The sequence below is a fragment of the Aminobacter ciceronei genome (assembly GCF_014138625.1).
In the GTDB taxonomy this organism is placed as follows: Bacteria; Pseudomonadota; Alphaproteobacteria; order Rhizobiales; family Rhizobiaceae; genus Aminobacter; species Aminobacter ciceronei.
In genome coordinates this window covers 114,047-129,495 of record NZ_JACJHY010000016.1, presented here as the reverse complement: position 1 = coordinate 129,495, position 15,449 = coordinate 114,047, and the positions used below count along the sequence as shown (strand labels likewise).

The window sequence follows — 15,449 nt, the reverse complement described above, 5'->3', positions numbered from 1 at the left end:
CGCTCAATCGGGCCAGCGCAGCAGGCCGTCGAAGCAGTGACGGCTGCGGTTCTCGAACGGCGTGGCGATGATCTCGTTGGAGGCGCGTGCCCTGTCGAGTTCCTCGGCCAGGCGCCGGGCGACGATCGTCTCCTGGCCCGGATGCAGGTTGCAGGGGTCGAGGTAGAAGTAATCATGCTCGACCTCGTGGTCACGCACGATGATGGGCTGGTCGCCGCCCGCCAGCGCAGATGCCAAATCCCAGGCCGTGATATGCGCCTCCTGCGCGCTGATGTTGACGCGCAGCCGGTCGAGCGGGTTCTTCGTCGGGTCCGGCTCGATCACGGCGTTGACGCCGGGGCGGCCGTCGAGCGTCTCCTTCCACAGCCTGAGATAGCCGGTCTCGCGTTCACGGATGCCGGCGTGGTCGCGCTTCTCCCAGGCTTCCAATGCGGCCATGGCGCCATAGACGCTTTCCTTGCCGACCTTCATGCCGCGGCCGATGCCGAGGTTCTGCAGGTAGGCGTGTCGGACCAATTCCTTCTTGCCGGCGACGATGCCGGACGTCGGCCCTCCCAGGAACTTGTGACCGGAGTAGAGAACCATATCGGCGCCCTGGGCGAGGAAGATGCGCAAATCATACTCGGACGCCGCGTCGACGATGACAGGCACGCCCCTGGCATGTGCGATCTCGACGAATTCGAGCAGGTTGAGCAGGCCGTAGTCGACGACATGGTGCGATACGACATAGACAGCCGCCGCCGTCTTGTCGGTGATCGCATTCTCCATGTGGAAACGGTGGGTGGATGTCGCCTGTCCGATGATGACCGGCTTCGCCCCGGCAAGGCGGACGGCCTGATCGACAGGCGCGCCATAGCTGACGATGTGCCCCATCTGGATGATTACTTCATTCCTGGCAGGCGTCTGATCCGGCAAACGTTCGATCGCCAGCAGGTTGTCACCGGTCATGGCGCCGGCGACGGCGAGCGAGATCCCGGCCGAGCACGACGCGGTTATGTGGCCGGCTTCGGCGCCCGTGAGACGGGCGATCACCGCACTTGCCTTGCGTTGGAGATCGTTGATCTCGACAAACTGCGGCAGGATCTCGGCCATCGCGGCGATCGCTTCCGGCACGACGATCGAGGCGCCGAGGCTCGTCATCGTTCCCGACACATTGATCACCGGTCGCAGGCCGAGCTTGCGGCGGACGTCTTCGGTCATTTTCCTCTCCCGTGCATCGGCAAGCGTCGGCTTTCGGCTCGACAAGATATGCCATAATAATGTAATAGATTACCCAGACTATCAGGAGCACGCCCTTGGACGCGATAACTCAATCCACTGATGCGACTGACGAACCGACGTCGGCAAACGGCGCCAGGCGTTCTCGGGTTTCGGGCATCGACCGCGCCCTGCAGGTGATCGACTATCTCTACGAAACCGGCGAGCCAGCGGGCGCCTATGCCATCGCCAAGGCGATCAAGGCGCCGCTGTCGACCGTCTACGTCATCATCGACGATCTCGTCGAGAAGAACATGCTGGCCCGCAGCCCCGATGGTTCCATCTGGCTTGGCGCGCGGCTCTACCACTATGGCCTCGCCTATGCGCGCTCGCTCGACTTCATGGGCGTCGCCAACCGCGAGATGCACGATCTCTGCCGCGACGTCGGCGAAACGGTCCAGCTGTGCGGCCGTGAAGGCGACCACATGCTGGTGCTCGCCATGGCCGACGGCCCGAGCCCGTTCCAGGTCGCCTCCCGTGTCGGCACGCGGGTGCCGCTGAACTGGACAGCATCCGGCCGGCTGCTCGTCGGCCATCTGCCCGAAGCCGAGCGCATCGACCTTTTCAAGCGTTGCGCCCGCATGTCGCCGACCGGTCGTGCAGAAGTGGATGCGACCGCCCTTTCGGCCGCCGCGGGCAAGGCGTTCCAGCAGCGGCTTTCGATGCAGATCGCGGAATCCGACTACGCGGTGGCCTGCATTGCTTCGCCGGTCTGCGACCGCGACGGGAAATGCGTCGCGACGATCTCCATCGTGCTGCCGGAGCAGAAGGTCCTGTCCGACGAGAGCCACTACACAGACCGCGTGCGCGCCTCCGCCGAGCGGATCGAGACCTCGATGGGTTGGCGCAACCGCTAGCGTCATCGCTCAGCTCCGAAGTGCCACGATCGCTTCGATCTCCACCGTGATGTTGCCGGGGAGAGAACCGAAGCCGACGGCCGAGCGCGCGTGGTGACCGGCCTCTCCGAACACATCGATGAAGAGATCAGAACATCCGTTGATGACCTGTGGGTGGTCTTCAAAATCAGGCGACGCATTGACCATGCCGAGCAGCTTGACGACGCGCTTGACCCTCGAGAGATCGCCGAGCGCTTCCTGCATCACCGCCAGCAGGTTGATCCCGACAAGGCGGGCGTGCTGATAGGCCTGGCTGACGCTGACACCTTCGCCGACCTTGCCCGTCCACAACCTGCCATCCGCCTCGCGAGGCCCCTGCCCCGAGAGATAGAGCATGTCACCCTCGCGCACATGGGTGACGAAGTTGGCGACCGGCGGCGGTGCCGGCGGAAGCTGGACACCCAGCATGATCAGGCGGTCGGCAGGACTTGCGGTTGCGGAGGCGGCGATGGCTTGGGAGGCGGTCAATTCAGGTCCAGTCTCTGGGATCATGTTTCAGCGCCACGACAGGCCATGGCTGTGACGCACGAGCTTGCGGGCGCGTGGCACGTATCGGCTGGCGGCAACGGCCTCCGATCCGATGATTGCGTAACGCGGTTCGAACAGGCGCTTGAGCCGTGAGGTGTCGCCGTTCGAATCGGTGGCTTCGAGGTCGCCGTCGACGAGATCGAAGATGGTGAAATCCGCACGCGCACCAACAGTGATCGATTTCGGCATTTCCACCTTGATCGCCGAGGCCGGCGCATGGGTGACGGCTTCGACGACCCTGCCGAACGGCATGCCGACCGACAGCAGCTTGGACATCGTCGTCGCGAGATCCCAGACCGGGAAATTCATCGAGTGGCCGTGCAGGTCGGTCGAGATCGAGAACGGCATCAATCCGCGCTGGATCGCGGCCTCGGCGACCTTGAACGAGAACGACGCGCCACCATGGCCGATGTCGAGCCGCACGCCTTCGGCAGCGCAACGCTCGGCGAGCGTGAACAGGTCCTCGTCTTCCATGATGCTCGACCCGGCCTTGCCGTTGAAGCAATGGGTGACGATGTCGCCGGGCCCAAGAATCTCCAGTACCTCGTCATAAAGGGCCGGCGGCTCACCGACATGGACCATCATCGGAATCTTCAGGATCTTGGCGATCTTCTTGCCGAGCTTGACCGGGGTCACGCCCCATGACCCCGTGATGACGTGGCTTGCACGCACCTTGATGCCGACGATGTGCTCACTGTTGTCGGCATGGCACTGCAGGATGCGGTCGAGATCGATGTCCTTGATGTCGCGCAGCTCCGGAACACGATTGCAGGCGACGAGGCCGATGGACCCGAGATTGAGGAATGCCTTGATGCGTTCGCGCGCGGGTTCGATGATATATTCGCGAAAGCCGTGAAAATTGGACTCACCCGCTGAACCGGCATCGACCAGCGTCGTCACGCCGCGTTCGACCCCGCATTCGGACGGCCGGATCGAGATGTCGGTGCCGCCGTACCAGACATGGACGTGCAGATCGACCCAGCCGGGCGAAATCCAGGCTCCCCTGGCGTCTATGCGTTCCGCGCCTTCTGGCGCCTGAAGCGACGGTCCGACGGCTGCGATCATGCCATCCGCCCCCACCAGTATGTCGGTTGGCAGCGACGTGCTGTCGCCAAGGGCGACAGGCCTGACATTGGAAATGAGAAGGGGCTTGGCCGTTGCTGTGGCTGCCATCTTACATGTCCTTTCGCAGTCTCGGGTCGAGCATGTCCCTCAGGCCGTCGCCAACCAGCTGCAGCGACAGCACCGAGAGAATGATGGCGAAGCCGGGAAAGTAGGTCATCCAGTCGGCTTGGCCGATGTACTGGCGTCCACCGGCGATCATGGTTCCCCAGGTCGGGATTTCCGGGCTGACGCCCAGCCCCAGGAACGACAAGCCAGCCTCGGCAAGCATGGCGCTGGCGAACAGGAAGGTGCCCTGCACCAGGATCGGCGACACCAGGTTGCGCAGCACGTGCCGTGTCATGATGTGGAAGGTCGAGATGCCCATCGACTTCGCCGCCTCGACATAAGGCAGCTCGCGAATGACGAGCGTCGAGGCGCGAACGATGCGCGCCAGCCGTGGCGCATAGACGATCGACAGCGCCACGATCACCGTGACCAGCGACGGGCCGAGTGCTGCAACAAGAGCAATCGCCAGCAGGATGTCGGGGAATGCCATCATGGCGTCGATGAGCCGCGCGATCGGCGTGTCGAGCGAACGGAAGAAGCCGGCAAGCAAGCCAAGCGTCACGCCGATGAGCGCTGACAGCGTGACCACCGCAGCACCGACCAAAAGCGACAGCCGTCCCGCATAGATGGTGCGCGAGAAGATATCGCGGCCGAATTCGTCTGTTCCGAACCAGAACATCTCGCTCGGCGGCTTCAGTCGGTTGACGATGGAAAGCTTGGACGGCGAGTAAGGCGCGATCCAAGGCGCAAGCAGGGCAAGCAGGACAAAGACCGCCAGCACGATGACGCCAAAGGCGACGGTCTTGCGCTTCAACAGTCGGCGCAGGAACAGGAACTTCGGCTCCGGGGCCGGCAAGGATGCGGAAGCGAGATCGGTCATCAGTAACGCACCCTTGGATCGACCAGCAGATAGAGCATGTCGATGGCGAAGTTGATGAGGACATAGAGGCCGGCAATGACCAGCAGTGCACCCTGGATGACGGGATAGTCGCGCCTCAGCACCGCCGAGACCACAAGGTTGCCGACACCAGGTAGGCCGAAGACCGTTTCGGTGACGACAGCACCTGAGATCAGCACGGCGGCGGTCAACCCGACCACCGTCAGGATCGGGATCAAGGCGTTCTTGAGTGCGTGTTTCAGCACAACGCGCCGCTCGACGACGCCCTTGGCACGCGCCGTGCGGATGTAATCGTCGCCCAGAACGTCCAGCATCGAGGCGCGGGTAAAGCGCAGGATCAGCGCCGACGACACCAGGCCGAGTGCCACGGCGGGCAAGGTGAGATGGTACATCCTGTCGAGAAACGCCGCATCCGGCCCGCCGTAACCGGACACCGGAAACCATTGCTGCCGAACCGCGAACACCTGCATCAGGATCAGGCCCAGCCAGAAGCTCGGGATGCTGGCAGCCAGCATGGCAAGCAGCGTCGAGGCCTGGTCGATGAAGGACCCGCGCCGGTAGGCGGCATAGATACCGATGGGCAGAGCGATGACGCAGGCGATGGACAGCGAAAAGACGGTGAGGAAGAAGGTTGGCTCAGCGCGTTCCATCAAGGCTGCAGACACTGGCATATTGAGGAAAATCGAGTTGCCGAGATCGCCCTTCAACAGTTGGGCGACATAGAGAAAATACTGGACGAAAATCGACTTATCGAGGCCAAGGCGCGTCCTGAGCTCCGCTATGTCCTGGGGCGTGGCATCGGGCCCCAGCATGACGGCGGCCGGATCGCCTGGTGTGACGCGCACGATCACGAAAACGATCGTCACGACGATGAACATCACGACGATCATTCCGGCGATGCGCTGAAGGATATAGCGTATCATGGCAGGTCCCGTATCCGCGTTGGCTTCGCGGCAATGGGCGGGCGCCGGTCTGATCGCCGCCCGCTGTTGTCAGCGTCTTACTTCTTGATCGAAGCGTTCCAGAAATAAGGCCACGGAGCGGGATCCACGCCCTGGAGCTTGTTGGAAATCGAGCCCACGGCGTTGAAGTTGCCGATCTTGATGAAGGGCACGTCGCCGTAGATGACCTTCTGCACGTCGGCCCAGAGGGCCACACGCTTGGCCGGGTCGACTTCGGCGGTGAAGGCATCGACCGCTGCCTTGCGTTCCGGCGTGTCCCACCAGCCGGGCGCCGTCGTCGACAGCGAACCGATCAGTGCCGGCTCCGGCAGGAACGGGCTGTGGGTGATGTAGATGTCCCAAAGGCCCTTCTCGGCGCGGCGCTGGGTCAGCGTCGCCCAATCCACCACCTGCAGATCGACATTGAAGCCGGCGAGCTTGAGATACTCGGCGGCGACCTGCGCCATCTTGTAGTGGAACTCGTACTGGCGACTGGTCAGGATACGGACAGGCTCGCCCTTGTAGCCGGCAGCCGCCGCAGCAGCTTTGGCGCCTTCCGGATTGGCGACGTTGTAGTTGCCTTCAACGCCGGCATCGGTGCTCCAGGAGAAACTCGCCGGATAGATGTTGCCTTCGAGCCCGTAGAAATCGGTGCTGCCGAAAGCCGCAGCCAGCATGTCTTCCATACTGAGCGCTTGGCGGATCGCCTTGCGGACTTCGACGTTCTTCGCCGATCCCTCGGCCGTGTTGAAGACGAACACCGGATAACCGAACGGCTTCAGCACGATCGGCTGCGTCGCGGCAGCACCCTTCAGCTTGTCGAAGGATTCCACCGGCAAAGCGTCGACATAGTCGTACTGGCCCGAGACGGCGGACTCAACGCGGGTGTTGGCGTCGGGCACCGGCACGAAGCGGATTTCGTCGAGATAGGCATGGCGAGCGCCGCCATAACCGTCGCTCGCTTCCGATCGCGCCGTGTAGCCGTCGTAGCGCACGAGCTGGATGTACTGGTCGGCCTTGCGCTCCTTCAGCATGTAGGGGCCGGTGCCGACAAACTCGGCCATCGTGTCGGCCTGCTTCTCGGACGGAATGATGATCGCGGCCGAGTTGTTGAAGGCGAGCAGCGAGGCCAGCGGCGCATAGGGATGCTTGAGCGCGATGGTGACGGTCGACGGATCGGTCGCAGTGATCGAGGCAATGAAGTTGCCGGCCTGCTTGCCACGCGAGGCGAGCTTGACCCAGCGGTTCAGCGAGGCGACGACGTCGGCCGAATCCATGTCGGTGCCGTCGTGGAACTTGATGCCCTGGCGCAGCTTGATGGTCATGGTCTTGCCGTCGGCGCCGATCTCCGGCAGCGCCTCGGCGAGAAGCGGGGTCACGGTCCATTTCTTGTCGAAAGTATAGAGCGTCTCGAACATATGCTGCGTGACGATGCCGACCAGGTCGGCAGTCGACGTCATCGGATCGAGCGTCGGCGGCTCGCCAATGGTGGCGACGTTGATCACCCCTCCCTTTTCCTGCGCCGAGAGATAACCCGGCGAGGCGAACAAAAGTGCTGCAGCCAAGGATGCAAGTTTCAGCTTCATTGAACGTCCTCCCTAACGTATTCCATTTTTATGGAATATAAGCTGTTATTAGAGAGTACATGAGCGATTTCCGCTGTCAATGCCCGTGACGAAGAAGCTGGGAATCTGGGTACAATGCCAAGTATCTCTGGCATTTTTCACAACCCATCCATCCATCCAGTTTCTTTGAAAGAAATGCCTCGATGAAGGAAACCTTGAATTTTCTGGGCTACTACAAGGTCGACGACACACTTTACGAATTGTCGTCCAACGCCCGTTCATCTTGAAGCCATCAGGCCTTCCAACATCGATACCGACTGGGGCTTTCCAGCACACAGACATGGATCCACTCTTGTCTCCAGCCCGCGTGAAGGGCGGCTGTTTGTGCTGGCATGACGGGCATGGAACCGGTAGCCGAACCAGGCATAGGCGACCTAGCCCGCCCCCGTCGAAGCCGGCATCGCTTCGCGAGGATCGCGGAATGCTCGCCTCCCCGGCGCCAGGCGCAGACATCCTGAGTGGTCACCCCCACCGCGCGATTGGAATGCTGCGTTTGGTCTCCGTCACAAGCTCACGACATAATGCGTGCGCATTGTCCTTGGCTCGCGCTTGGTGATCCTCAGCAAGGCCCCGGCCTCGTCCAACGCATTTACCTGGCGCAACACCAGCGCGTGCGCGACGCCAAAGATGCGGGCGAAGATGCGGCCGTCATGGGCGATGTCCATCTCGTCTGCCGCGATAACGGCAGCCTGGAGTTTGCTAAGATCGGGATATACCTGCAGGACCTGCTCCACTGCCGCCATGAAGGCGCCATCACTCACGACACCTGGGCCTCGCGGAGCCGGAACGACACCATGATCGACTTGGATGTCGGCGTGGCGCTTTCGATGCCGGCGCTGGAGAGCGGCACGAGCACGTTGAGCTCGGGAATAATAGCCGGCAAGGCTACCGCGCGGGACATCGTAGGGCACGAAGCGGAAATTGCGGGCGACGCGCTCGATACCGTCATCATGCGCACCGACGACATCGACGCGGTCCCCTGCCCGGGCACCGATCGCCTCAAGGTCGTCCGGATGGATGAAGATCACCTCCCGCTCGCCATAGACGCCGCGGTAGCGGTCGTCGAGGCCGTAGACGGTGGTGTTGTATTGCGAACGGAAGGCCTGCAGCGCGAAGCGTCCACCGCTCTTGCGGGCGCGCTGATGCACCGTCTCCTCCGGCAGCGGCCCGGCGGCGAAGGTCGCCTTGCCGGCCTGCGTGTTCCATTCCCGATGCGCCGCGGCATTGCGCAGATGGAAGCCGCGCGGCTTGCGCAGCCGCCTGTTGTAGCTGATCCGGTTGAACCCGGCGGTCGCGGCCGCCGGACACCTATTTCACGAAGGCCTTGCCCAGTCCCATGGCCCGTTCGACGACCATGATGACGCCAAGCGTCAGCAGGATCAGCAGCGCCGAGGCTGCGGCCACCAGCGGGTCGGCCTGGTTGTAGACATAGTTGTAGAGTTCGACCGGGAGCGTGCTGATGCGCGGGCCGGTCAGGAACAGCGTGATCACCACCTCGTCGAAGGAGACGAGAAAGCAGAGCGCTGCAGCCGCGACGATGCCGGGAGTGAGCATCGGCACCGTGACGCGGAAGAACACTGTCAGCGGCTTGGCGCCGAGCGTGCGTGCCGCCTCCTCGCAGGCCCTGTCCTGGGTGCTGAGCGACACCGCCAGCACGCGCAGCGCATAGGGCAGTGTCACCACCAGATGGGCGAACACCAGTCCCTGCATCGTCGCCAGCAATCCGAAGGAGGCAAAGACGATCAGGATGGCGAGGCCGAGCACGATGGTGGGCAGAAGCAGCGGCGCGGTGAACAGGTTGAACAGAAGATCCCGCCCAAGAAACTTCAGCCGCGTCATCACATAAGCCGCCGGCACGGCAATCACGATCGACAGCGCCGTGACGATCGCCGCCAGCGACAGGCTCGTCCAGAACGCCTTCAGCATCTGGCTGTTGGCAAACAGCGCCTCGTACCAGCGCGTCGACCAGAAGGTCGGCGGGAAGCGCAGCACCTGGTCACCCGAAAAAGACAGCGGGAAGACGAGCAGGACGGGCGCAAGCAGATAGGCAAACAGCACGAAGACGAGGATGCGCATCGGCCAGGTTGTCTTGTGGATTTCCATGATGCCCTCCTCAGTCCAGACGCCGCAGCACGGCGGAATATGCCCAGAGTGCCGCCCCGAAGACGATGAGCACCAGGATCGACAGCGTCGAGGCCAACGGCCAGTTGAGCGTCACGATGGCCTGGTCGTAGATCTCGGTGGCGAGCAGGAAGACGCGGCCGCCGCCCATCAGCTTGGGCGTGATGAAGGACGACACTGCGAGCACGAAGCACAAGAGGCAACCGAGGGCGATGCCGGGCAATGTCAGCGGCAGGATCACCTTCAGGAAGGTCCGCGACGGAGTGGCGCCAAGCGTCCGCGCGGCCTCCTCAACGCGGGGGTCGAGCCGCCCGAAACCGGCCATCAGCGCCAGGATCATGTAAGGCATCAGGATCTCGGTCAGGCCGATGAAGACACCCTTGATGTTGAACATCAGGCTTGGCGCCGGCAGTCCGACGGCCTTGATGGCGCTGACCACCGGGCCGTCGTCGACAAGAATGGCAATCCAGCCATAGGTACGCACAACCGCCGAGGTAAGCAGCGGCGAGATGACGAGCACGGTGAGGAAAGTCCGCCACGAGCCGGTCGACCGATGCAGGTAAAGCGCGATCGGATAGGAGACGACCAGCGTCGTCAGCGTGATGGCGAGGCTGATCCAGACCGAGTTGAAGACCAGTTCGAGATAGAACGGATCGCTCAGCAGCCCGGCCCAGTTGTCCCAGGTGAAGACGTTCTCGATGCCGCCGCCGATGCGCGACTTGTTGAACGAATAGCGGGCGAGGTTGAGCACCGGCAGGATGAAACCGATCGCATTGATCAGCGCGATCGGCAGGAGCAGCATGACGGCCAGTTCGCCGTTGCGCCATTGGCGCGGGAGGGTGGCTGCCGCGCTCATTGGCCGCCGCCCGGATAGACCAGCGTGTCCTCGGCCGACCAGCCGAGCACCACACTGTCGCCGACGCCGACCGGCCTGCGCTCGCGCCGCGTCGCCTCTTCGACCACGATCTCGTCGTCGCCGACACGAACCCCGTATTGGACGAGGTCGCCGACGAAGGTGAGGCCCGACACTGTGCCCTTGACCTTGTTGTCGGCTTCCCTGGTGTCGCCCGCCTGACCCTGGAGATGGATCCGGTGCGGCCGCACGAGGACCTCGACAGCCCCGGGGGCGACCGTGGTGGCGGAGTGGAGCTGTTGTCCGGCAGCCGAGAGGACGCCATCCGACCCGATCTTGCCCTTGAGCTTGTTGGTGCGGCCGACGAAGTTGGCGACGAAGGCCGTTGCCGGCCGCTCATAGACCTCGGTCGGCGTGCCGAACTGCTCGACATGACCGTTTCGCATGACAACGACGCGGTCGCACATCGACAGCGCCTCAACCTGGTCATGGGTGACGAACACCGCGGTGATGCCGCTCTCCTGCTGCAGGGCGCGGATCTGGACGCGCATCTCGTCTCGCAGCTTGGCGTCGAGATTGGACAACGGCTCGTCAAGCAGAAGGATCGACGGCTGGATCACCAGCGCACGGGCAAGTGCTACGCGCTGCTGCTGGCCGCCCGAAAGTTCCTTGGGCTTGCGGTGGGCGAGATGGCTGAGTTGCACCATTTCGAGCGCCCGGCCTGCCCGCTCCTCCGCCTCGCGTCCCGAGACATTGCGCATCTGCAGACCGAACTGGACGTTGCGCGAGACGTTCATGTGCGGGAACAGGGCGTAGCTCTGGAACACCATGCCAATGTCGCGGTCATGGATGGGAAGGCGCGTGATGTCGCGCCCTCCCACCACGATGTGGCCACGGGAGGGCGTGTTGAGCCCGGCGATGATCCTGAGCGTCGTGGTCTTGCCGCAGCCGGACGGGCCGAGGAACGCAACCATTTCACCTTTGCGGACCGAAAGATCGAGCGACGGGATGACATTGACGTTGCCGAAGCTGACGCCAATGTTTTGCAGCCTGAGATGCTCTTCGGGGGCGGAAGAGACGGGCATGTGCGACTCCCGGACCAACATCAGCGGCTGAGCGGGATGACGCGGCGGCGCCACTGCTCGGTGATGGCCTCGCGGATCTTGGCGACCTCGAGCCAGTTGATGGCGATCATCTTGTCCATCACGCCGGCCGCCGTGCGTTCGAGCGCCTTTTCCGAGATCAGTGCGGCGGCCTTCGCGTTGGTCGGCGCATAGAACATCTGTTCGGTGAACGCCGCCTGGGCCTCCGGGCTCAGCGCATAGTCGACGAACTTCTTGGCGCTTTCGCTCGCTGGCCCGCCCTTGACCAGGCCGATGACGTTGATCTGGAAGCCGCTGCCTTCCTGGGGCAGCACGACGCCGAGCTTGCCGGCCGACAGGTCGGAATAGACCTGGGCACGTGCGTTCCAGCCGATGCCGATGGCAGCCGTGCCGCTGGAGATGGGCTGGTAGACGTCGGGGCGCGGTTCCCAGGTCTGGACATTGGGCGCCAGTTCCTCGAGCCGCTTGATGCCGGCGTCGACGCTCTGGATGTAGTCGGTGCCGCCGGCCATCTTGTCGGTAATGATGGTCAGCGTCGTGCCCTGGATGTCAGGCACGGCTGGGATGGAGACCTGCTTGGCGTATTGTGCGTCCCACAGCGCATTCCAGGAGGTCGGTGCTTCTTTCACCTTGTCGGTGTTGTAGAGCAGGACAAGGTTGTCGAAGGTCACGCCGACGGCGTTGACGCCGTCGGCCCTGGCCTGCGGGTAGAGGTCGGCGAGGTGCTTGGTGACGGTCTCGTCCATCGGGGCGAAGATGCCCTCATCGGTGGCAGCCTTGGCCACCGAGACGTCCATGATGGCGATGTCGATCTGCGGCGCGCTGACCTGGGCGCGGAGCGTGCCGAGCATCTGGGCCGAGTTCGGCATGCCGTAGAACTCGACCTTGACGTCGGGGTTGGCCTTCATGAAGGGCTCGACGACGGCCTTCACGTAGTTTTCCTGGAAGATGCCCGAATAGGCGGTGAGTACCACCGTGTCGGCCATCGCCGCCGATGCCGCGATGGACATGGCAAGCGCTGTCATGCTCACGCCGGCGGCGCGTTTGAATGCAGTCATCAGATATTCCTCCGTTCCTGAACCGAAATTGTTCCCGTTTGTCGATATTGGGCCGCGTCAGGCGGCCGAGGCGTCCACAATCCTGGTGGCGCCTGAGATGTCCGGCAGCTTCTCGCCGTTGCGCAGCCGCTCGAGCAGGACGAGCTCGTTCTGCTGCATGCCGATGGCCTTGTCGGCCGCCCATTCGGCCTTCGCAGGATCGAGCACAAGGACGCCGCTCTCGTCGGCGATGATGGCATCGCCCGGGTTGACCGTCTGGCCGCCGACCGACACCGGCACGTTGATCGCGCCCTCGAGGCCGAGGATCTTTGTGGTGATCGGCGACGGGCCGCGGCACCACATCGGCAGATCGACCCGACGGATCTCCGAGAAGTCCGTCGCCGGGCCGTCGATGACGGCGCCGACGATGCCGCCGAGCTTCATCGAATGAGTCACCACGCCGCCCCAGCAGGCGTGCTTGTTGTCGCCGCAACGGTCGACGACGACGAAATCGCCCGGACGGACCAGCTTGGTGAGATAGTGCAGGATGGTCGAGTCCGCATGAGGAAGGCGCACGGTCACGGCAGTGCCGGCGATGCGCTTCTCCGGCAGCACGGCGCGCAGCTCGCGATCCATGAAGCCCGAATGCAGGAAGTGGCCGACGGTAGCTGTCTCGACCTGCTCCATCTTCTTGATGAGGTCAGGCGCGATCTGCTGCGGCATGGCATTGACGACGAACATTGGGGGGCAGCTCCTTAGAGGACGTGGTGCTGGGCGACTGGCACGTCGCGGCGAACATTGGCGACGCGGTTCAGGTCGACCGTGGCGGTGGCCGAACCAACGCCGTCGGAGCACTGGGCGACCATCAGGCCCCAGGGGTCGATGACCATCGAATGGCCCCAGCACCATTTCTTACCTTCGGCATGGGCGCCGGTCTGGCCGACGGCGACAAAATAGGTCTGGGTTTCGACGGCACGGGCCCGGGCCAAAAGCTCCCAGTGATCCTTGCCCGTCATCAGCGTGAAGGCGGCCGGCAGGACGATGACGTCGGCACCCTTGTCGCGCAGGGCACGGAACAGCTCGGGGAAGCGGATGTCGTAGCAAATGGCGCAGCCGACGGTCGTGTCGCCGACCTTGTAGGTCACCACGTCTTCGCCGCGGCTGATCGTATCGGACTCGCGGTAGGAGACGCCGCCGGGCGTGTCGATGTCGAACAGGTGCATCTTGCGATATTTGGCGATCTCCTCGCCCTTCGGCCCGAACACGACCGTCGCATTGTAGTGGTTGTTGCCGGCCTTCTCGACCATGGAGCCGCAATGCAGGGTGACGCCGAGTTCCCGCGCCAACGACGCCATGCGCTTGTAGGAAGCCCCGTCGGGGAAATATTCGCCGCTGCCATGGACCGCGTCGCGACCCTCGCCGAGGAAGGCGAAATATTCGGGCAGCACCACCAGCTCCGGTTTCTCCGCGGCGACCACCTCGCGAACCAAACGCTCGGCATCGTCGAGGTTCCGCGCCTTGTCGGAACCGGAATTCATTTGCACCATACTGATCTTCATCGAAGTCCTCCAAGTCTCATCTGGAGGTATCGTCAGGCCTCGGCGAGGTGATGACAAACGATAAAGAATTGTCGTCCCCGATAGAAAAAACTTGTGCACCCAAGGCTACGCCGAAACGCCCATCGTGTGCAGCGACGCCTCTCGCGCGATCACCGAAAGCATTGATGGAATTAGATTTTCAGGATCATCGGCATAGACGGCATGGAGCTTGAGCGCCGGGAACTGCGGCGTGATCGAGAGCAGCTGCAGCACGCCCGACGCGATCATCGGCGCCACGAGCGGCAGCGGCAACAACGCGACGCCGACACCATCGCAGGCGAGCCGCGACATCGCCGAAAGCGAGTTCGAATTGGAGATCACGGGGGGCGACACACCCAGTTCCTCGAACTGCCGGAGCAGCCAGATATGCGGCACGCTGTTGCGCGAGAAGGTCAGCACTGGATAGGCGCGAAGGTCTTCCAGATTGAGCCTGCTGTCGCCAAGACCGAAGGAGGGCGCGGCGACCCAGACACATTCCATGCTGCCGAGGTCGATGTTCTTGAGGCCCGGGCTCAGCACCGGGCCCATCAGCAGCGCGAGGTCCAACCGCCGCTCGCTCACCTCGCGCCCGATCGCCAGCGACGTGTCGACATTGAGATCGAGCCCGAGCGAGGGAAAACGCTCCTTCACGCGTTCGATGAAGTTGGGCAGCCAGGCATGCACGATCGAATCGATGGTGCCGATCGTCACCGTTGCCCTCAGCTGCTGCGGGCTGCCGATCGCCACCTTGAAACTTGTCGCCGCCTTGAGCAGTTCCTCGGCCGGCTGCAACGCCCGCTGCCCGATCGTCGACAGCCGCACGCCGCCGGGCAAGCGCTCGAACAGCTCGCAGCCCATCTCCGCTTCCAGGCTGGCGATGCGATTGGAAACGGCCGCTTGCGTCGCGTTCAGCCGATCAGCCGCGGCGCGAAAGCTCCCCAGCCGGGCGACCCAGACGAAGGTTTCGACGAAGCGCAGGTTCATCGCCGATCCATAGTCCAGCCAATCGGCCAAGACAAATCAAAGTCGGCACTTCGTCACCATCGCGCCTGTAGCTGCTCGACATACGAGAAGTGGCGATCACAATCCGCTGTCGCCGCAGGTCGGCACCCAACTGGTCAAGGACTTTCAGCATAGCATTTCGACAATGCCCTGCATCAACGTGCGTTCCAGCGCCAAGCGGCCAAAACCGCTCACAAAAAAGACCCACGGCAACACCGCGGGTCCATAGTTTTGGCATATCCGAGTACACTGGGAGCCCCTTACCAAATCCGGACGGCCGCCGGAGGGGACACTGTCAGCAAGGCAGCTTGTTCTAGCCGCAGCGGCGCATCGTGGACGGGGCGTTCTGGAAGAACCGATCGTCGCCGGCGGGAGCCCAGGCGAGATTCCCCTGCTGCTCGACAAGCTCTCGAGTATTTCAGATCTGGCGCGACATTTGAG

The 15,449-nt window shown here is 63.3% G+C and carries 15 protein-coding genes and 1 pseudogene; 1 reads left to right on the top strand and 15 read right to left on the bottom strand.

The genetic code is table 11. From position 1 onward, the window contains the following. Positions 1-3: 3 nt before the first annotated feature. Positions 4-1,200 carry an aminotransferase class V-fold PLP-dependent enzyme gene (locus HNQ95_RS17395; protein WP_182574688.1) on the bottom strand — a complete coding sequence of 399 codons (1,197 nt, stop codon included), beginning with the start codon at positions 1,198-1,200 and terminating at the stop codon, positions 4-6. A gap of 95 nt (positions 1,201-1,295) precedes the next feature. Between HNQ95_RS17395 and HNQ95_RS17390 the strand changes: the two genes are divergently transcribed. Beyond that, the gene (locus HNQ95_RS17390; RefSeq protein ID WP_154384458.1) at positions 1,296-2,114 is read left to right on the top strand and encodes an IclR family transcriptional regulator; all 819 of its coding nucleotides are present in this window, start codon (positions 1,296-1,298) and stop codon (positions 2,112-2,114) included. A gap of 9 nt (positions 2,115-2,123) precedes the next feature. On the opposite strand, the gene HNQ95_RS17385 is transcribed toward HNQ95_RS17390, so the two are convergent. The 14 genes and pseudogenes from HNQ95_RS17385 to HNQ95_RS17320 form a co-directional block, all read right to left on the bottom strand. Then, positions 2,124-2,561: a RidA family protein gene (locus HNQ95_RS17385; RefSeq protein WP_067968411.1), complete on the bottom strand. Its 438-nt coding sequence runs from the start codon at positions 2,559-2,561 to the stop codon at positions 2,124-2,126. An 87-nt stretch (positions 2,562-2,648) separates the two neighbouring features. Next, positions 2,649-3,854 carry an amidohydrolase/deacetylase family metallohydrolase gene (locus HNQ95_RS17380; protein ID WP_154384457.1) on the bottom strand — a complete coding sequence of 402 codons (1,206 nt, stop codon included), beginning with the start codon at positions 3,852-3,854 and terminating at the stop codon, positions 2,649-2,651. 1 nt (position 3,855) lies between these two features. Then, positions 3,856-4,731, bottom strand: coding sequence for an ABC transporter permease (locus HNQ95_RS17375; protein ID WP_067967330.1), 876 nt, complete (start codon positions 4,729-4,731; stop codon positions 3,856-3,858). Continuing rightward, complete coding sequence (locus HNQ95_RS17370; protein ID WP_182574690.1) at positions 4,731-5,672, bottom strand: ABC transporter permease; 942 nt, start codon at positions 5,670-5,672, stop codon at positions 4,731-4,733. The genes HNQ95_RS17375 and HNQ95_RS17370 overlap by 1 nt, the downstream gene beginning before the upstream one ends. A gap of 77 nt (positions 5,673-5,749) precedes the next feature. After that, positions 5,750-7,276, bottom strand: coding sequence for an ABC transporter substrate-binding protein (locus HNQ95_RS17365; RefSeq protein WP_154384456.1), 1,527 nt, complete (start codon positions 7,274-7,276; stop codon positions 5,750-5,752). Between the two features lie 542 nt (positions 7,277-7,818). Continuing rightward, on the bottom strand, positions 7,819-8,076 hold the full coding sequence (locus HNQ95_RS17360) for a hypothetical protein (protein WP_154384455.1): 258 nt from the start codon (positions 8,074-8,076) through the stop codon (positions 7,819-7,821). Next, a pseudogene (locus HNQ95_RS17355) lies at positions 8,073-8,583 on the bottom strand (CbbBc protein); the annotation flags it as partial. The pseudogene HNQ95_RS17355 and the gene HNQ95_RS17360, both read right to left, overlap by 4 nt. Positions 8,584-8,623: 40 nt before the next feature. Further along, the gene (locus tag HNQ95_RS17350; RefSeq protein ID WP_067967319.1) at positions 8,624-9,418 is read right to left on the bottom strand and encodes an ABC transporter permease; all 795 of its coding nucleotides are present in this window, start codon (positions 9,416-9,418) and stop codon (positions 8,624-8,626) included. Between the two features lie 10 nt (positions 9,419-9,428). Continuing rightward, complete coding sequence (locus HNQ95_RS17345; RefSeq protein ID WP_154384454.1) at positions 9,429-10,292, bottom strand: ABC transporter permease; 864 nt, start codon at positions 10,290-10,292, stop codon at positions 9,429-9,431. Beyond that, on the bottom strand, positions 10,289-11,374 hold the full coding sequence (locus HNQ95_RS17340; protein WP_210252505.1) for an ABC transporter ATP-binding protein: 1,086 nt from the start codon (positions 11,372-11,374) through the stop codon (positions 10,289-10,291). The genes HNQ95_RS17345 and HNQ95_RS17340 overlap by 4 nt, the downstream gene beginning before the upstream one ends. 20 nt (positions 11,375-11,394) lie before the next feature. Then, positions 11,395-12,450 carry an ABC transporter substrate-binding protein gene (locus HNQ95_RS17335; protein WP_182574692.1) on the bottom strand — a complete coding sequence of 352 codons (1,056 nt, stop codon included), beginning with the start codon at positions 12,448-12,450 and terminating at the stop codon, positions 11,395-11,397. 57 nt (positions 12,451-12,507) lie between these two features. Beyond that, positions 12,508-13,170: an RraA family protein gene (locus tag HNQ95_RS17330; protein ID WP_067967307.1), complete on the bottom strand. Its 663-nt coding sequence runs from the start codon at positions 13,168-13,170 to the stop codon at positions 12,508-12,510. A 14-nt stretch (positions 13,171-13,184) separates the two neighbouring features. Beyond that, positions 13,185-13,988, bottom strand: coding sequence for a carbon-nitrogen hydrolase family protein (locus HNQ95_RS17325; RefSeq protein ID WP_154384453.1), 804 nt, complete (start codon positions 13,986-13,988; stop codon positions 13,185-13,187). Between the two features lie 105 nt (positions 13,989-14,093). Beyond that, on the bottom strand, positions 14,094-14,990 hold the full coding sequence (locus tag HNQ95_RS17320; protein WP_067968402.1) for a LysR family transcriptional regulator: 897 nt from the start codon (positions 14,988-14,990) through the stop codon (positions 14,094-14,096). Positions 14,991-15,449: the final 459 nt, after the last annotated feature.

Excerpts from the sequence above, each read along its gene's own strand:
- HNQ95_RS17350 (WP_067967319.1), bottom strand. The coding sequence starts at position 9,418 with ATGGAAATCCACAAGACAACCTGGCCGATGCGCATCCTCGTCTTCGTG.
- HNQ95_RS17365 (WP_154384456.1), bottom strand. The coding sequence starts at position 7,276 with ATGAAGCTGAAACTTGCATCCTTGGCTGCAGCACTTTTGTTCGCCTCG.
- HNQ95_RS17320 (WP_067968402.1), bottom strand. The coding sequence starts at position 14,990 with ATGAACCTGCGCTTCGTCGAAACCTTCGTCTGGGTCGCCCGGCTGGGG.
- HNQ95_RS17375 (WP_067967330.1), bottom strand. The coding sequence starts at position 4,731 with ATGACCGATCTCGCTTCCGCATCCTTGCCGGCCCCGGAGCCGAAGTTC.
- HNQ95_RS17335 (WP_182574692.1), bottom strand. The coding sequence starts at position 12,450 with ATGACTGCATTCAAACGCGCCGCCGGCGTGAGCATGACAGCGCTTGCC.
- HNQ95_RS17370 (WP_182574690.1), bottom strand. The coding sequence starts at position 5,672 with ATGATACGCTATATCCTTCAGCGCATCGCCGGAATGATCGTCGTGATG.
- HNQ95_RS17385 (WP_067968411.1), bottom strand. The coding sequence starts at position 2,561 with ATGCTGGGTGTCCAGCTTCCGCCGGCACCGCCGCCGGTCGCCAACTTC.
- HNQ95_RS17395 (WP_182574688.1), bottom strand. The coding sequence starts at position 1,200 with ATGACCGAAGACGTCCGCCGCAAGCTCGGCCTGCGACCGGTGATCAAT.
- HNQ95_RS17380 (WP_154384457.1), bottom strand. The coding sequence starts at position 3,854 with ATGGCAGCCACAGCAACGGCCAAGCCCCTTCTCATTTCCAATGTCAGG.
- HNQ95_RS17330 (WP_067967307.1), bottom strand. The coding sequence starts at position 13,170 with ATGTTCGTCGTCAATGCCATGCCGCAGCAGATCGCGCCTGACCTCATC.
- HNQ95_RS17325 (WP_154384453.1), bottom strand. The coding sequence starts at position 13,988 with ATGAAGATCAGTATGGTGCAAATGAATTCCGGTTCCGACAAGGCGCGG.
- HNQ95_RS17345 (WP_154384454.1), bottom strand. The coding sequence starts at position 10,292 with ATGAGCGCGGCAGCCACCCTCCCGCGCCAATGGCGCAACGGCGAACTG.
- HNQ95_RS17340 (WP_210252505.1), bottom strand. The coding sequence starts at position 11,374 with ATGCCCGTCTCTTCCGCCCCCGAAGAGCATCTCAGGCTGCAAAACATT.